General features: G+C 74.4%; 14 protein-coding genes. 6 read left to right on the forward strand and 8 right to left on the reverse strand.

All coding sequences use genetic code 11. From position 1 onward, the window contains the following. Window positions 1–253 precede the first annotated feature (253 nt). On the forward strand, window positions 254–769 hold the full coding sequence (locus RMN56_RS31820) for a fasciclin domain-containing protein (protein ID WP_313721563.1): 516 nt from the start codon (window positions 254–256) through the stop codon (window positions 767–769). A gap of 92 nt (window positions 770–861) precedes the next feature. Then, entirely contained in the window at window positions 862–3678 is a 2817-nt protein-coding gene (locus tag RMN56_RS31825; RefSeq protein ID WP_313721565.1) for a M14 family zinc carboxypeptidase, read from the forward strand. Window positions 3679–3745: 67 nt separating this feature from the next. Here the strand turns inward: RMN56_RS31825 and RMN56_RS31830 are convergent, their stop codons facing one another. The 4 genes from RMN56_RS31830 to RMN56_RS31845 form a co-directional block, all read right to left on the reverse strand. Continuing rightward, window positions 3746–5029 carry a citrate synthase gene (locus RMN56_RS31830; protein WP_313721566.1) on the reverse strand — a complete coding sequence of 428 codons (1284 nt, stop codon included), beginning with the start codon at window positions 5027–5029 and terminating at the stop codon, window positions 3746–3748. A 193-nt stretch (window positions 5030–5222) separates the two neighbouring features. Then, a complete protein-coding gene (locus tag RMN56_RS31835; protein WP_313721567.1) occupies window positions 5223–7268 on the reverse strand; it encodes a sulfatase-like hydrolase/transferase in 2046 nt (681 codons plus the stop codon). Beyond that, window positions 7261–8676: a methyltransferase domain-containing protein gene (locus tag RMN56_RS31840; RefSeq protein ID WP_376787251.1), complete on the reverse strand. Its 1416-nt coding sequence runs from the start codon at window positions 8674–8676 to the stop codon at window positions 7261–7263. Before RMN56_RS31840 ends, RMN56_RS31835 begins: the two co-directional genes overlap by 8 nt. 5 nt (window positions 8677–8681) lie before the next feature. Further along, window positions 8682–8831, reverse strand: coding sequence for a hypothetical protein (locus RMN56_RS31845; protein ID WP_167364301.1), 150 nt, complete (start codon window positions 8829–8831; stop codon window positions 8682–8684). Between the two features lie 179 nt (window positions 8832–9010). Between RMN56_RS31845 and RMN56_RS31850 the strand changes: the two genes are divergently transcribed. Then, window positions 9011–9409, forward strand: a complete 399-nt coding sequence (locus tag RMN56_RS31850) for a VOC family protein (RefSeq protein ID WP_313721569.1) — start codon at window positions 9011–9013, stop codon at window positions 9407–9409. A 95-nt stretch (window positions 9410–9504) separates the two neighbouring features. Here the strand turns inward: RMN56_RS31850 and RMN56_RS31855 are convergent, their stop codons facing one another. The 3 genes from RMN56_RS31855 to RMN56_RS31865 form a co-directional block, all read right to left on the reverse strand. Next, window positions 9505–10269: a helix-turn-helix transcriptional regulator gene (locus RMN56_RS31855; RefSeq protein ID WP_313721570.1), complete on the reverse strand. Its 765-nt coding sequence runs from the start codon at window positions 10267–10269 to the stop codon at window positions 9505–9507. A gap of 139 nt (window positions 10270–10408) precedes the next feature. After that, complete coding sequence (locus RMN56_RS31860; RefSeq protein WP_313721572.1) at window positions 10409–11914, reverse strand: sensor histidine kinase; 1506 nt, start codon at window positions 11912–11914, stop codon at window positions 10409–10411. Next, complete coding sequence (locus RMN56_RS31865; RefSeq protein ID WP_376787252.1) at window positions 11892–12632, reverse strand: response regulator transcription factor; 741 nt, start codon at window positions 12630–12632, stop codon at window positions 11892–11894. Before RMN56_RS31865 ends, RMN56_RS31860 begins: the two co-directional genes overlap by 23 nt. Window positions 12633–12772: 140 nt before the next feature. On the opposite strand from RMN56_RS31865, the gene RMN56_RS31870 reads away from it, so the two are divergent. Further along, the gene (locus RMN56_RS31870) at window positions 12773–13726 is read left to right on the forward strand and encodes an SDR family oxidoreductase (RefSeq protein ID WP_313721574.1); all 954 of its coding nucleotides are present in this window, start codon (window positions 12773–12775) and stop codon (window positions 13724–13726) included. After that, a complete protein-coding gene (locus tag RMN56_RS31875) occupies window positions 13723–14520 on the forward strand; it encodes an alpha/beta fold hydrolase (protein ID WP_313721575.1) in 798 nt (265 codons plus the stop codon). Before RMN56_RS31870 ends, RMN56_RS31875 begins: the two co-directional genes overlap by 4 nt. A 6-nt stretch (window positions 14521–14526) precedes the next feature. Here the strand turns inward: RMN56_RS31875 and RMN56_RS31880 are convergent, their stop codons facing one another. Continuing rightward, window positions 14527–14754: a DUF8847 domain-containing protein gene (locus RMN56_RS31880; RefSeq protein WP_313721576.1), complete on the reverse strand. Its 228-nt coding sequence runs from the start codon at window positions 14752–14754 to the stop codon at window positions 14527–14529. A gap of 151 nt (window positions 14755–14905) precedes the next feature. Between RMN56_RS31880 and RMN56_RS31885 the strand changes: the two genes are divergently transcribed. Next, window positions 14906–15850, forward strand: coding sequence for a serine/threonine-protein kinase (locus RMN56_RS31885; protein ID WP_313721577.1), 945 nt, complete (start codon window positions 14906–14908; stop codon window positions 15848–15850). Window positions 15851–15879: the final 29 nt, after the last annotated feature.

Consider the following 15879-nt stretch of genomic DNA (forward strand, 5'->3'; position numbering starts at 1 on the left):
ATCGTCGTACCGGCAGGTCCGGCCTCCGGGCCTGCCGGTACGACCCGACCGACGGGAGAACGCCGTGGACCGGCCCGTCATCCCCCCGCGATCCCGATCTCTCCCCCGGCTCCGGCGGCCGGCCCGCCGGCCACGGGCCGGTGCGCTCGCCGCGGTCGCGCTGTCCCTGGTGCTCACCGGCACGGGCTGCTCCGGCGCCGGCACCGCTGCGCCGGCCGCGACCGGCGGCGCCGCACCGAAGGGAGCGCCCGCCGTGAGCGGCCCGCTGTGCGACCTGCTGCCCTCCGGCAGCGACCCGGGCAACCCGGCGGCGCTGACCGGTCAGCCGGCCGACGCGGCTCTGCGGTGGCTGCCCGTCCTCACCACGTTCGAGGCGGCGGTGCGGGCGGCCGGCATGTCCGCCGACCTGCACGACGGCTCCGGGGTGACCATCCTGGCCCCGACCGACGACGCGTTCGCGGCCAAGTTCTCCGAGGACGACCTGGACCACCTGCTCCTGGCCGACCGGGACAAGCTCCGCGGCCTGCTCCGCGAACACCTCGTCGCCGGGTCGCTGTCGCTGTCCGACCTGGTGGCCGCCGGTAGCGTCACCACGCTCGCCCGCACCACGGTGACGGTCACCGGGGGCGGAGGGACCGCCCGCCTGGCCGGCCAGGCCGACACCGTGTGCGCCGACTACCAGGTCGCCAACGCGCGGATCCACCTCATCAACCACGTGCTCGGCAGCCTGCCCACCACGGGCGGCGAGGGCGGGCACCGCGCCCACTGACCGCACGGACCGGGTCTTGACCCGGGAAACCGCCGGTCCTACGTTCCGATCGATCTCGCTAGATCTCCCACCGAGTGAAACGAGGCATCCCGATGCGCCTGTCGAAGCGTCCGCCCGGGACGGTCCACACGAGAAGAACGGCCGGCGTCGCCGCGCTGCTCCTGCTGGCCGGTCTGACACCGTTGCTGGGAGGCGCGCCGGCCGGCGCCGCCCCCACGGCCCCCAGCTGCAGCAACGACCCCGCCGCCCGGCTGTCCACCGTGCCCAGCCCCGAGTCCGCGCTGGGCTTCCCGCTCGGCACTGGCCAGGAGCGGGTCGTCACCAACGACGAGGTCCGTGGCTACCTGAAGGCCGTCGACTCCGCCTCCGACCGCGTGGTCACCGGCGTCATGGCGACGAGCGTGCTCGGCCAACCGCTGCCGTACGCCATCGTCTCCAACGAGCGGCACGTCCGGCCGGGTGCGCTGAAGCAGATCGCCGACGACATCCGCGACCTGCGGGACCCGCGGCGGACCAGGGCGAAGAAGGCCGCCGAGACCGCGTCCGACCGCCCGGCCATCGTCTGGGTGGCCGGGAACGTGCACGGCGGGGAGAAGAGCGGAACGGACGCCGCGCTCAAGACCCTGTACGAGCTGGCCTCCGGGCTGTCCTGCGCGGTCGCGGAGCGCAACGACAACCTGGTGACCGTCATCGTGCCGACCCAGAACCCCGACGGCCGCGACGCCAGCCGCCGGCAGAACGAGTACGGCTTCGACATGAACCGGGACTGGTTCGCCCGCACCCAGCAGGAGACCGACGGGAAGATCGAACTCCTGCGGCAGTACCCGCCGCAGGTCTTCGTCGACGCGCACGAGATGGGCGGCCGGCAGTACTTCTTCCCGCCCAACGCGGACCCGATCCACCACGAGATCGCCAGCGAGAACGTCGACTGGATCAACCGGATCGGCGAGGCCAACAAGGCCGGCTTCGGCTTCAACGGCGCCTGCGGCGGCGCCGTCACCACCGAGTGCTACTTCAACTACGCGACGTACGACCTGTTCTTCATGGGCTACGGCGACACCGTCCCGGCCGCCGGCTTCGGCGCCGCCGGCATGACCTTCGAGAAGGGCAGCGCGTCGGCGGTGGCCGACCGGGTCCAGCAGCAGTTCCACACCCAGTGGTCCACCCTCGGGTGGGCCGCCGCGAACAAGCACGAGGTGCTGACCAGCTACTACAAGATCTGGACGGACGCGCTCGCCGAGGGCAGGGCCGGGACGCTGGAGCCGAACGAGGTGGTCCAGCCGACCAACAGCGTCCAGTTCCCGGTGCCGGACATCAGGATCCGCTCGTACTTCCTGCTCCCGGACCGGCAGCTCGGCGACGTGCGCCAGCTGGTCGAGCGGCTGCGCCGGATGGACGTCGAGGTCTACGAGGTGACCAGGCCGACGACGGTGCCCACCGCCCGGGTCTTCGGCGGGCGCACCGCGACCGACGTCACGGTGCCGGTCGGCGCGTACTGGATCCCGATGGACCAGCCGCAGAAGCACTGGATCCAGGCGATCATGGGCGAGGACCCGTACGTCCCGTTCCCCTACTTCTACGACGTGTCCTCCTGGAGCAACCCGCTGCTCATGGGCGTGAACGCCATCTACACCGGCGACGACGTCCGGCCGCAGGCCCGGCCGGTCCGGCAGATCACCGGCGGCACGTCCGCGGCGGCCGAGGCGAAGGGGTCGTACGCGTACCCGCTGGACTCGGCGGCGGCGGCCGAACTCACCTTCCAGCTGCTCGGCCGGGGCGTGCCGCTCGTCCGTGACCTCGACACCAGCGCGGTCGGCTTCCCCGCGAAGAGCCTGACCCGGGAGATCGACCAACTGGCCCGGTCGCTCGGGGTGACGCTGCGCCCGAGCCGCGCGGCGGCCAGCGGGAGCCCGGTGGACCTGCCGGACGTCGGGCTGTTCGAGGGTACCGGCATCTCGACCACCTCCGGCTCGCACGGCGAGGCCCGCTACGTGCTCGGCAGGCGGTGGGGGCTCGAACTCACGCCGGTGACCACCGCCGACATCAACGACAACACCCCGGCGTTCACCGGGCGCACCGTGCTGCTCGTGCCGGACGGCAGCAGCGCGACCGGCGGGCTCACCGCCGCCGGGCAGGCCAACCTGCGGAACTGGATCGCCCAGGGCCACACCTACGTCGGCCTGCGCAACGAGGGCACCCGGATGGCCCGGGCCGCCGGCCTCACCTCCACCACCGAGAAGACGAAGCCGGCGGACTACCGGATGATCGGGTCGCACCTGCGGGTCGACGTCGACGGCAGCAGCCCGGTCGCGCTGGGACGCCCGGCCGAGGACTTCGAGTTCAACAACAGCGACTCGATTCTGAACCCGAGCAGCACCGGCACCAACGTCCTCAGCTACCCGTCCGACGACACCTTCTGGGCGAACGGCTACACCATGCGCAGCGACGTGTTGAAGGGCACGGTCGCCCTGGTGGACGAGCCCACCGGCGGCGGTCGGGCGGTGCTGTTCGCGTTCAACCCGCTCTTCCGGGCGTACAACGAGAACGGGTTGCACCTGGTGGCCAACGCCCTGCTCTATCCGTCGGGTGCGGCGGCGGACCGCGCCACCCCGCGGCGTACGACCGGTGTCGAGCCCGCCCGGGCGGCCGCGGCGGCCCAGCCGGTCGCGGACAACCTGGGCGGCGAGTGGCGCCCGATCACCGTCGAGGTGGCGGCGGGTGACCGCGGTCGCGCCGAGGCGGTCGTCGCCCGGTACACCGACACCGCCCGGGTCTCCGCGGCGGACGGATCGGCGTACCTGGTGATCCCGAATCCGGCCGGCCTGCAGGCCGACGAGCACCCGTTCCTGCGTGACCTGGTGGGCGCCCTCCGGGACGCACAGATCCCGGTCCGCTCCCTGGTGGGCTGACGCCCCGTACCGACAGGAAGGCCGCCGACCCGCACGGGGTCGGCGGCCTTCGCCGTCAGGACCGGGCTCAGCGCTCCGCGGCGGGGAGGTAGTCCCGCTCGGCGTAGCCGGTGTAGATCTGCCGCGGGCGGCCGATCTTGGTCTCCGGGTCGTTGATCATCTCGCGCCACTGGGCGATCCAGCCGGGGAGCCGGCCCAGGGCGAAGAGCACCGTGAACATCTTGGTCGGGAAGCCCATGGCCTTGTAGATCAGGCCGGTGTAGAAGTCCACGTTCGGGTACAGCCGGCGGGAGACGAAGAAGTCGTCGGCGAGGGCGATCTCCTCCAGCTGCACCGCGAGGTCGAGCAGCGGGTCCGGCTTGGCCATCCGGCCGAGCACGTCCTGGGCGGCCTTCTTCACGATGGCGGCGCGCGGGTCGTAGTTCTTGTAGACCCGGTGGCCGAAGCCCATGAGCTTCACGCCGTCCTGCTTGTCCTTGACCTTCTGCACGAAGGACCGGACGTCGCCGCCGTCGGCCTGGATCTTCTGGAGCATCTCCAGCACGGCCTGGTTGGCGCCGCCGTGCAGCGGGCCGAACAGCGCGTTCACGCCGGCCGAGACCGAGGCGAACAGGTTGGCGTTGCTGGAGCCGACCAGCCGGACGGTCGAGGTGGAGCAGTTCTGCTCGTGGTCGGCGTGCAGGATGAAGAGCATGTCCAGCACGCGGGCCATCACCGGGTCGACCTCGTACGGCTCGGCCGGCACGCCGAAGGTCATCCGCAGGAAGTTCTCGACGTAGCCCAGCGAGTTGTCCGGGTAGAGCAGCGGCTGGCCGATCGACTTCTTGTACGCGTACGAGGCGATGGTGGGGACCTTCGCCATCAGCCGCACCGTGGACATCTCTACGTGGTCGGAGTCGAACGGGTCCAGGCTGTCCTGGTAGAAGGTCGAGATCGCGCTCACGGCCGAGGAGAGCACGGCCATCGGGTGCGCGTCGCGCGGGAAGCCGTCGAAGAAGCGGCGCATCTCCTCGTGCAGCAGCGAGTGCCGGCGGATCCGCTCGCTGAACTCGGTGAGCTGCGTCTGGCTCGGCAGCTCGCCGTAGATCAGCAGGTAGGAGACCTCCAGGAAGGAGGACTTCTCGGCCAGCTGCTCGATCGGGTAGCCGCGGTACCGCAGGATGCCCGCGTCACCGTCGATGTAGGTGATCGCGGACGAGCAGGACGCCGTGTTCACGAAACCGGGGTCGTACGTCGTCATCCCGGTTTCCTTCAGCAGCTTGCCCACCCCGATTCCGGCGGGCCCCTCGACCGCGGACTGCACCGGCATCGACAGCTGCCCACCGGGGTGGTCGAGCTTGACTTCCGTCATCTGTTCCTCGCTTCGCCGGCAAGATCTTCGTTGAGTTGCCTTCGCTTTTACCGTAATCACGGTGGGGAGGACACCGCTCGTCATGGTTCGGTGGTGAGGTATGCGTCACCCGATTCCCGACTTGCCGGCTCGGAAACCCGGTGGAAGCGCGACCACCCCGAGCTGGGAGGCTACCCGGCGATCCCGCGGATGATCACGAGAGGGTGAGCCGCCGCAGCGACCCGTCGGTGCCCACCCGGTAGAGGTCGAGGCGGTTGGCACCGGCGGCGAAGAGCCGGTCGTCGGGCAGCAGCGCGGCGAAGCGCCGGCCGGCGGAGTCCGGCGGGACCACCGGGACGACGGCCCCGACCGTGCCGTTCACCGCCACGGCGAGCCGCGTGCCGTCCGGCACCGAGGCGGGCACGGTCCCCCAGACCAGCGCGGGCAGCTCGCCGCGCGCCGGGTCGACGTCGCGGAACGCGGCGAGGTTGGCCACGGTCGCCGTACCCTCGGACGGTGTCGCGCCGACCGTGGTGCCCACCAGCGGGTCGGGGGCGGCCGGCGCGGGCGGGGACGGGACCCCGCCGGGGAACGTCAGCGGCTGTCCGGGCGTGTCGTAGAAACGCTTGTCGGCGTTGTCGCGCGGGGCCTGGCTCGCCGGGCGGCCGTCCATCCGCCAGGGGACCCGGATGTGGGTCTCGTCGGCGATCGTCGGCAGCAGGTCCACGTGCTGCCAGTTCCGGTCGTCGACCCGGCCGGTCCGCTGGCCCGGTTCCTTCAGGAACATCGGCACCCAGGCGACCTGGTCGGGGGCGTGGTTGATGGCGTCCAGCCCCCGGCCCTGCCAGTCCTTGCGGAAGCTCACGCCGTGGTCGGCGGTGACCACCACGAGCGCCTGGTCGTAGAGGCCGGTGGCGCGCAGGGTGCGCAGGGTCTCGCCGATCAGCCGGTCGGTGTAGCCGAGCTGGGCGAGGTGCCGGGCCCGGGCCAGGTCCACCCACCCGGTCCCGTCGCTGTGCAGGTCCTCGGGGGCGACGTAGCGCGCCCCGGACGGCAGGTGGACCCAGGGCGAGTGCGGCATGAGCAGGTGCAGGAAGTGCAGCGTGGGCCGGTCGGCGGGGCGCAGCCCGGCGAGGAAGGTGGTGAACCGTGCCGGCTGGTTGTCGTCGAGCGTGTCCCAGCGGAACTTCGGGTCGTTGGGCACCGGCTCGGCCGCGTCCAGCCCCGCCTCGGCCCGGGTCTGCTCCCGGTAGGAGTCCTCCGGGTCGATCCGGCTGTCCACCGGGGCGGTGACCTGGCGCAGCAGCTTGCCGCTCTCCCGGACCAGCACCCCGAGCCCCTGCTCCGGGCTGGTCGGCTGTTCGCACCGGCTGGGCGGGCAGAGCCGGGTGATGCTCTCCTCGGCCTTGATGTCGTACAGGCCGCCGAGCGCGGTGAACAGGTTGTCCGGGTACCGCGAGTAGTGCGGGGCGATCGGCTCGGCCGGGTAGCGCCCGGTCAGCATGGCCGGCAGCGCGTAGGGCGTCCATCCGCTGACGCCGGTGGCGTTGCGGTACCAGGTCGAGCCGGCGGCCAGTTCGGCGAAGTGCGGATACCGGGCGGCGTCGATCCGGTGGTCCGGGCCCAGCAGGGAGACCAGCGGCAGCTCGTCCAGGACGATCATGACCACCGGCGGGTGGGCGCCCGCACCGGCCACCCCGGCGGCGCCGCCGTGCCCGCGGGGCAGCACCACGGCCGAGGCCGGCGAGGCGAACACGAACAGACCGACGAAGACCAGCGGCCCGACCGCGGCCACCCGCAGCACCCGGGCGATGGCCCGCCACCGCCGGTGGGCGGCCGCCGCGGCGGCGCCGGCCGCGACCGCCGCCAGCAGCAGGGGTACGCCCCGCAGCGGCGTGACGTGCCGGCCGACCTGGACCGCGAGCGCGGCCAGCAGCAGCCCCACGACCAGGGTGTGCAGGGCCGCGCGGGCCGGCCGCGGGGCGATCAGGCCGAGCGCGCCGAGCAGGGCGAACGGCACGGTCGGTGCGATCGCGATCAGCGCCACCAGGAGCAGCACGTCGGTCCGGGTGGCGCGGTGGAACAGGAAGAAGTCCGGGCTGCGACCGAGCACGTCCAGCAGCGGCTGGGTGACCACCAGCCCGACCAGCGCCGCCGCCTCCAGCAGCCGGCCCGCCTCGCCGCGCCAGCCGCCCCGGACGCGGGTGCGGTCCGGCGCCGCCGGCGGGGCCTTCGGTGGCGCGAGCGTGTCCTCAGCCACCCACCACCACCTGGTAGAGGGTGCGGGTGCCCGACGGCAGCTCGGTGCGGCCGACGACCCGCCCGCGTGCCGCGAGCAGCGACTCGAACACCTCCCGGCGGTAGTCCGGGAAGAGCCCGTCCGGCTTGTTGGCCAGCAGCCGGCGGGCCATCGGGTCGTCCGGGTGCACGAACTCGACCACCAGGCTGCCGCCGGTCACGGTCAGCGCGGCGAGCTGGTCCAGCACCTCCGGCAGCGGCACGTTCCGGCCGATCGCCAGGTGGTGCACCAGGGCCAGGGCGAGCACCACGTCGGCCCGGGCGCGGTCGGTGAAGGCGGCCCGCTCGACGCCCCGCCAGCCACCGCCGGGCGAGGGGTCGGCCAGGTCCATCACCAGGGGCAGGATCCGCCCCTCCCCCTCCTCGCGCAGCGCGCGGTAGAGGGCGTCCACCACCGCCGGATCCTGCTCGACGGCGACCACGTGATCGGCGTGCCGGGCGGCGATCCGGGCGTAGCGGCCGTCGTTGGCGCCCAGGTCGAGCACCCGGCCCGGCCCGGTGGCGGCCACCGCCCGGTCGACGAACTGCTCCTTGGCCTGCCGGTCCGGCATCGAGTACGCGCACGTGCGCTGGTAGTCCGACCAGTGGGTCTCCCCCGGCCGGTGGTCCAGCCGGCGCACCAGCTTCGTCAGCCCGCGCACGGTGGCCAGGGCCAGCTCCCGCGAGTAGCCGGCGGACCGGAGCTGGGCGCGCACCGTGCTGGTGCTGGCCTCGGCGTTGCGGTCCTGCATCGCGCCGTGCAGGTGCACGTGGGTGAGCACGCCGGCCCGCCAGCGCCGGGCCCCGCCGAAGAGCCGGCGCATCTGGTCCGGCTCGATCCCGTCGATCCGGGCCCGTAGGAAGGGCTGGAAGTCCAGCCCGAGGTGGGCCTGGACCAGCAGCGGGTAGAGCAGCGTCTGGCAGAACTGCCGGTAGCCGGCCCAGGGCTCGCCGTCGCGGGCCGCCTCGAACGAGCCGACGTCGATGAAGACCGGCCGGGCGCCCCGCCACTGCACGTTGTAGGCGGAGCCGTCCTTCGTGGTGAAGCCGGCGGTCAGCGCGGCACGCAGCACCTCCAGGTGCAGCAGGGCGGCGTCGCGGAGCATCCCGTACGACCACTCGTAGGGATGCGACACGAACGGGATCCGCTCGTGGCGCAGCACCGCGGCCCACGGCACGTCGACCGGGGTGGGGAACAGCTCCTCCGTGCCGCAGACCTGGCGGTTGGCGAGCAGGTCGCGGAAGAAGTCGCTGGCCGCCAGGGCGCGCCAGTCGCGGGCGGACCGCTCGTCCAGCCCGCGCAGCACCTCGCCGGCGCGGTGGAAGACCCGGTTGCCGGGGTCACGGAAGGAGCCGGGTTCGGCGCGCAGGCCGGCGTCGGGGAGCGCCACGCCGGTCAGCCCTGGTCGGTGGGCTGCCGGCGGAACCGGGCCACGAGGCGTCTCCAGTAGAGCTTGGCGGCGACCGCCACGCCGGCCACCCCGCCGACCACCGCCTGCACGATGAGGCTGCCGGATCCCGCGTCCAGGTAGGCCAGGTGCGTCACGGCTGCTTCCTTCCCCTCGCCAGTCATCGGAGTCCGGACCGATATGTGAGCTTTACTGCCCTACGCCGGACTTGCCCCACCGTACGCCCCTGGTCCTGATTGCGCGGGCCACACCGGCGACTCGTCCCCCGTCCGATCCGTTCAAGACGGGCCGGTCCTCCGGGCCCTACGGTGGCCGCATGACACCGCAGTTCGATCTCATCGGCATGGTCGTCACCGACATGGGACGCACCCTGGACTTCTACCGCCGGCTCGGGCTACCGGTCCCGCCCGGCGCCGAACACGAGCCGCACGTGGAGGTGACCCTCGACAACGGCGTCCGGCTGGCCTGGGACACCGTCGAGACGATCCGCAGCTTCGACCCGGATTACGCCCCGGCAACCGGCGGGCCCCGTGCCAGCCTGGCCTTCCGCTGCGCCGACCCGGCCGAGGTGGACCGCTGGTACGCCGAGCTGACCGCCGCCGGCCACCACGGCCACCTGGCGCCGTGGGACGCCTTCTGGGGCCAGCGGTACGCGGTCCTGCACGACCCGGACGGCAACGGCGTCGACCTGTTCGCCCCGCTCAAGTCCGACTGAACCACCACCGCCGCACCCTTCCGCGGATCGTGGACAGTTACCGTTCGAGCGGAACGGGAACTATCCAGGATCTCGGTGTGCGGGCGTGGCGGGCGTCAGGCTGCGGGCGGCAGCAGGCGGGTCGGTGGGACGCCCGCCAACTCCTTCACCTCGCGGGTGAGGTGGGCCTGGTCGGCGTACCCGGCCAGGGCGGCGACCTCGGCCAGCGGGGTCCCGGCGCCGGCCAGGTCGAGGGCCCGGCGCATGCGCAGGATGCGGGCGAGGGTCTTCGGGCCGTACCCGAAGAGGAGCCGGCTGCGCCGGTGCAGGGCCCGCGCGCCGAGGCCGACCTCGGCGGCGGTCGCGGCGATGGTCGCGCCGGCCGCCAGCCGGGCGGCGACCTCGCGGCCGAGCGGGTCCGGGCCACCGGCGGCCCGCAACCGGGCCAGGGCGACCTCCTCCAGCAGGGCGGCGACCGACGGCCGGCGGAACGCCGACGCGGCGGGACCGCCACCGGCGCGGGCGGGGGTCACGCCGGCGCCTCGCGCATCCTCCGCCGCGACGCGGTCGGCCAGGTCGGCGGCGGCCCGCCCCCACAGGTCGGCGAGCGGCACCCGCTGGTCCCGCAGCTCGTCGGCGGGCACCCCGAACACGGCGGGTCCGGTGCCCGGCGGCAGCCGCAGCCCGACCCACCGCTCCCCCGGAATGCTCCGCGACAGGTGCGCGGTGCGGTCCGGCCCGGCGACGAGCAGCCCGGAACGGCTGGACCAGAGCAGGTCCAGGCACCCGTCCGGCAGCACCCGAACCGGCCCGTCGCCGCGCGCGACGCTCGCCCACCGCACGGCGCCGGGGAGCCCCGGCGCCGGTCCCTCCCGGTACATCCCTCCACCCTGCCACGCCGTCGCCGGATCCCCGTTCCGGATCTTGGCGAGTTCCCGTCCCGGGGCGGACGGGAACTCGCCAGGTTCTGTCCATGCCGGCAAGCCTCCGGCCGGCCGCTGACCCGGCCCCGTGCGCCGCCTATGCGTCGGCTGTGGATCCCGGCAGCCGCACCGTGAACACGGTCCGGCCCGGTCGGCTCGCCACCGCGACCTCGCCGTGGTGGGCCTCCACCACGGCGGCCACGATGGCCAGGCCGAGGCCGGTGCTGCCGTGCGCCCGGGAGCGGGAGCTGTCGCCGCGGGCGAACCGCTCGAACACCTCGGGTTGCAGCTCTTCGGGGATGCCGGGGCCGTCGTCGCTGACGCTCAGCTCGACGTCGCCGGCCACCGGCGCGAGGCGGGTGGTCACCGTGGTGCCGGGCGGGGTGTGCACGCGGGCGTTGGCGAGCAGGTTGGCCAGCACCTGGTGCAGCCGGTGGGCGTCGCCGGTGACGCTCACCGGCTCGTCGGGCAGGTCGAGCTGCCAGCGGTGCTCGGGGCCGGCCGCGTGCGCGTCGCTGACCGCGTTGACCACCATGGCGGTGAGGTCGACCGGCTCGGTCGCGAGCGGGCGGCCGGAGTCGAGGCGGGCGAGCAGCAGCAGGTCGTCGACGAGGCTGGTCATTCGGGTGCTCTCCGACTCCACCCGGCGCAGGGCGTGTGCCACGTCCGGCGGCACCTCGTCCCGCCCACGCCGGGCCACCTCGGCGTAGCCGCGGATGGCGGCGAGGGGGGTACGCAGCTCGTGGCTGGCGTCGGCGACGAACTGGCGTACCCGCGTCTCGCTGGCCTGCCGCGCGGCGAGCGCGGCGGCGACGTGGCCGAGCATCCGGTTGAGCGCGCCGCCGACCTGCCCGACCTCGGTGCGCGGGTCGGTGTCCGCCGCCGGCACCCGCACCGACAGGGCGACCTCGCCCCGGTCCAGCGGCAGCTCGGTGACCCGGCTGGCGGTGGCGGCGACCCGGTTCAGCGGGCGCAGCGCGGCCCGGACGATCAGCGCGCCGAGGCCGCCCGCGATGACCAGCCCGGCGGTGACGAGCCCGGCCTGGGCGACCAGCACCCACATGACCGTGTCCTGGATCCCGGCGAGTGGGATGGCGACGGCCCCCACCTCGCCGTTCGACGACCGATGGGCCACCGCGCGATAGTCACCCCGGTCACCGACCTCGACGGTGCGGGGCCGCCCGTCGAGCGGTAGCGCGGCGAGCGCGGCGATGTCGGCTGCCGGCACCGTCTGCGCCTCTCCGGACTCGGTCCGGGCCGTGGCGCCGGTGGCTCCGCAGGCGGTACGCAGGGCGATCGAGCCGGGCGGGAAGCCGCGCGGCGGCTCCAGTGTCGACAGGTCGCACGGGTCCGTCCGACGCGGGTCACCGGGCGGACGCAGCCACGGCGGGCCGCCGCCGGCGCGCCCGTCGGCGATGGCGAGTTGGTTGTCCACCTGGCCGACCAGGAAGTGCCGCAGGGCGATCGTGGTCAGGCCGCCGATGCCGATGCTGACCAGGGCCAGCAGCGCCACCACGGAGAGCACCAGGCGCCGGCGCAGCGACCACCCGGCCAGCCGCCGCCGGAGCCGCCCGCCCCGGTCACTCGGCGGGCTTGAGGACATAGCCCGCGCCGCGCAGGGTGTGGATCATGGGCTCGCGGCCCGCGTCGATCTTCTTCCGCAGGTACGAGATGTACAGCTCGACCACGTTGGCCTGGCCGCCGAAGTCGTAGTTCCAGACCCGGTCGAGGATCTGCGCCTTGCTCAGCACCCGGCGCGGGTTGCGCATGAGGTAGCGCAGCAGCTCGAACTCGGTGGCGGTGAGGTTGATGAGGTCGCCGCCGCGGCGTACCTCGTGGCTGTCCTCGTCGAGGCTGAGGTCGCCGACGGTGAGCACGGCCTCCTCGCGGGCGGCGACGGCGAACCCGGAGCGGCGCAGCAGGGCGCGCAGCCGGGCGATCACCTCTTCGAGGCTGAACGGCTTGGTGACGTAGTCGTCGCCGCCGACGGTGAGCCCGGCGATCCGCTCCTCGACCGCGTCCCGGGCGGTCAGGAAGAGCACCGGCACGGTGGGCGCCTGCTCGCGCAGCCGGCGCAGCACCTGGAAGCCGTCGAGGTCCGGGAGCATGACGTCGAGCACCACGGCGTCGGGCTTGACCTGCCGGGCGGCGCTGATCGCCGCCATCCCGTTGCCGGCGGTGGTGACCTGCCAGCCCTCGTAGCGCAGCGCCATCGAGAGCAGGTCGGTGAGCGTCGGCTCGTCGTCCACCACCAGCACCCGCACCGGTTCACCGTCCGGTCGGCGCAGCTCGATCCGGCCCTGCGCGGCCTGCCCGTTCATGACCATGCTCCCCATCGTGGGCGCACCCGCTGTGTCGGGCCTGTCCCGATCCTGTGTACCAGCTGTGCGGGTCGGCCGTCGCGATCCACGCTCACCGGACGGCCCTTCCCCCGCACGCTACCCGGTGGTAACTTGCCGGCATGTCCATCGACGGTCGTCCCGCCGGCCGGCTGGCCGGCAAGGTGGTGCTGGTGACCGGGGCGGCCCGGGGCATCGGCGAGCACACCGCCCGGCTCGCCGCCGCCCGGGGCGCGCGGCTGGCCCTGGTCGGCCTCGAACCCGACCGCCTCGCCGCGCTCGCCACCGAGCTGGGTCCCGGCCACGTGTGGTTCCCCGCCGACGTCACCGACCAGGCCGAGCTGGCCGCCGCGGTCGACGGCACGGTCACGGAGCTGGGCGGCATCGACGCCGTGGTGGCGAACGCCGGGGTCGCCAACCGGGGCACCATCGCCGTCGGCGACGTCGAGGCGCTGGTCCGCACGGTCGAGGTGAACCTGATCGGGGTGATGCGCACCGCCGCGGCGACCGTGCCGGCGCTCACCGCCCGCCGTGGCTACCTGCTGATCGTCTCCTCCGCCGCCGCGTTCGCGGCGCTGCCCGGGATGGCCGCCTACTGCGCCTCGAAGGCCGGCGTCGAGCACTTCGGCACGGCCATCCGGCTGGAGCTGGCGCACCGCGGGGTGGCCGTGGGCACGGCGCACCCGTCCTGGGTGGACACCGACCTGGTCCGGGAGGCGCGGGCCGACCTGCCGGCGTTCGAGACGGCGCTGGCGAAGCTGCCCTGGCCGATGCGGCGCACCACCACGGTGCAGGAGTGCGCGGCGGCCTTCGTCCGGGCGATCGAGCGCCGCAGCCGCCGGGTCTACGTGCCGCGCGCCGTCGGCGGCGTGCAGGCGGTCCGGTCGCTGCTGGTCAGCCCCCTCGCCGACAAGCTGGTCGGGCGGACCGCGAAGGAGACCGTCCCGCTCATCGAGGAGCAGTCCCGGGCGTTGGGGCGGGGCTTCGGCGCGAGCACCCCGGAGGTGCCGGCCAGCGCGAGGAGTGAGCCGATTCCGCGAGCCCCGCGGTCGCGAGCGGAGGAGACGCGGCGATGAGCGCTCCCGTGGAGGTGGTCTTCGAGCGGCGCGGGGCCGGAGCGCCACTGGTGCTGCTGCACGGCATCGGCCACCACTGGGCGGCCTGGTCGCCGGTGCTGGACCGGCTCGCCGAGGCGCACGACGTGATCGCCGTCGACCTGCCCGGGTTCGGCCGCTCGCCGGTGCCCGCGGCCGGCCTGCCCGCGGACATGCCCGGCCTGGTGGCCGCGATCGCCGAGCTGTTCGCCGCGCTCGGGCTGGACCGCCCGCACGTGGCGGGCAACAGTCTCGGCGGGGCCATCGCCCTGGAGCTCGCCGCCGCCGGTGCGGTCTCCTCCGCCACGGCCCTCTCCCCCGCCGGCTTCTGCACCCCGCGTGAGCTGCGTTGGGCGCTCACCGTGCTCAGCCTGCACCGCAACGCGGCCCGGCTGCCGGAACCGGTGCTGCGGTCGCTGTTCGCCAACCCGGCGCTGCGCACCCTCGCGCTGGGCATGATCCTGGCCCGGCCGAACCGGATGGCGCTGGCCGAGGCGCTCGCCGACGCGCGGGCGCTGCGCGAGGCGCGGGCGTTCCGCGCGGTGGCCCGCGCCGGCCGGGGCTACGCCTTCGCCGGCACGCCGGCCGTTCCGGTGACGGTCGCCTGGGGCACCCGGGACCGGATCCTGCCCTACCGGCAGGCCGCGCTGGCGCGGACCCGGCTGCCGGCGGCCCGGCACCTGGAGCTGGCCGGCTGCGGGCACGTGCCGATGCACGACGACCCGGAGCTGGTCGCCTCGGTCATCCTCGACACCACCGGCGCGCGGGGGGCCTGAGCGGGCTCACTCGGTGGCGCCGAACGGGTCGGTGCGCACGTACCGCATCGTCCAGTCGCCTGCCCCGCCCCGATGGTGGTCGCGCTCGTAGAGGTGGTCGGCCTCGCCACCGGGCGGCCGGTCGGGGTGGCGCAGGATCCACCGCGGCGGCGGCGCCCCGTCCGGCTCGGCGGGCAGATCCCGGACCAGGTCGTCGGCGGGCCCGCCGACGAACCGCACGCGCACCAGAGCCACGGTCACCCTCCGTCTCACCGTCGACACGCTCCCCTGCCCGCGAAGCTACCCCGCGCCGGGGCCGCCCGGTGGCCGGAATCCCCGGCGGTTTGCCCTGCTCCGGGGCCGGGTAGCGAAACCGGAGGGGACCGACGAGGGCGAGGAGTGGTCGATGAGGACGCTGGGCGGGCGGTACGAGCTCGAACGGCGGGTCGGCATCGGCGGGATGTCCGAGGTGTGGCGGGCGCACGACCTCGTGCTCGACCGGACGGTCGCGGTGAAGCTGATCTCGCCGGGGCTGGACGGGGAGTCCACCTCGGTGGACCGGATCCGGCGCGAGGCCCGCTCGGCGGCCCGGCTCGTGCACCCGAACGTGGCCAGCGTGCACGACTTCGGCACCGCCGCCCTGCCGGACGGCCGTGCCGTGCCCTACATCGTGATGGAGCTGGCCGAGGGTGAGACGCTCGCCGCCCACCTGCGCCGCGGCCGGCTCGACTGGCGGATCGCCGTGCGGGTCTGCGCCGAGGTGAGCGCCGCGCTGGCCGCCGCGCACACGCACGGCATCGTGCACCGGGACGTGAAGCCGGCGAACGTGATCCTCACCCCGGCCGGTGTGAAGGTGCTCGACTTCGGGATCGCCAGCCCGGCCGGCGCACCCGACCACACCCCGGACGGGATCGTGGTCGGCACGCCGGCGTACCTGGCGCCGGAGCAGCTCGACCGGCAGCCCGCCACCCCGGCCGCGGACATGTACGCCCTGGGCGTGCTCCTCTACTACTGCCTGACCGGCCGGCTGCCGTACACGGCGGACAGCACCACCCAACTGCTCGGCTCCGGCCGGCGCCGGGTGCCGGAGCCGCTGCCCGACATCGACGGGTTGCCGGCCGAGGCGGCCGACCTGTGCCGCCGCTGCCTCGCCGAGGACCCGACCGCCCGGCCGACCAGCCTGATGGCGGCGCTGCTGCTCGCCGAGGTGGTGGACGCCCGGGTCTACGTGCCGATGGTCGCGCCGGCGCCCCGCCAGCGCGGCGAGGTGTCGGCGTGGACCGACCAGGCGGCGGCCGAGGCGACCGAGGCGATCGCCGTCGACGCGCAGCCGACCGGCCGGGCCCGCTGACGGCCTGCCTGCTCAGGCGCGGTTTCGCC

This window comes from Micromonospora halotolerans (genome assembly GCF_032108445.1).
Taxonomy (GTDB): Bacteria; Actinomycetota; Actinomycetes; order Mycobacteriales; family Micromonosporaceae; genus Micromonospora; species Micromonospora halotolerans.

What these genes read in the sequence shown, in the direction of transcription:
- RMN56_RS31855 (WP_313721570.1), bottom strand. Translation starts at nt 10,269, where the DNA reads ATGTACCGGGAGGGACCGGCGCCGGGGCTCCCCGGCGCCGTGCGGTGG.
- RMN56_RS31825 (WP_313721565.1), top strand. Translation starts at nt 862, where the DNA reads ATGCGCCTGTCGAAGCGTCCGCCCGGGACGGTCCACACGAGAAGAACG.
- RMN56_RS31885 (WP_313721577.1), top strand. Translation starts at nt 14,906, where the DNA reads ATGAGGACGCTGGGCGGGCGGTACGAGCTCGAACGGCGGGTCGGCATC.
- RMN56_RS31865 (WP_376787252.1), bottom strand. Translation starts at nt 12,632, where the DNA reads ATGAACGGGCAGGCCGCGCAGGGCCGGATCGAGCTGCGCCGACCGGAC.
- RMN56_RS31875 (WP_313721575.1), top strand. Translation starts at nt 13,723, where the DNA reads ATGAGCGCTCCCGTGGAGGTGGTCTTCGAGCGGCGCGGGGCCGGAGCG.
- RMN56_RS31830 (WP_313721566.1), bottom strand. Translation starts at nt 5,029, where the DNA reads ATGACGGAAGTCAAGCTCGACCACCCCGGTGGGCAGCTGTCGATGCCG.
- RMN56_RS31850 (WP_313721569.1), top strand. Translation starts at nt 9,011, where the DNA reads ATGACACCGCAGTTCGATCTCATCGGCATGGTCGTCACCGACATGGGA.
- RMN56_RS31870 (WP_313721574.1), top strand. Translation starts at nt 12,773, where the DNA reads ATGTCCATCGACGGTCGTCCCGCCGGCCGGCTGGCCGGCAAGGTGGTG.
- RMN56_RS31860 (WP_313721572.1), bottom strand. Translation starts at nt 11,914, where the DNA reads ATGTCCTCAAGCCCGCCGAGTGACCGGGGCGGGCGGCTCCGGCGGCGG.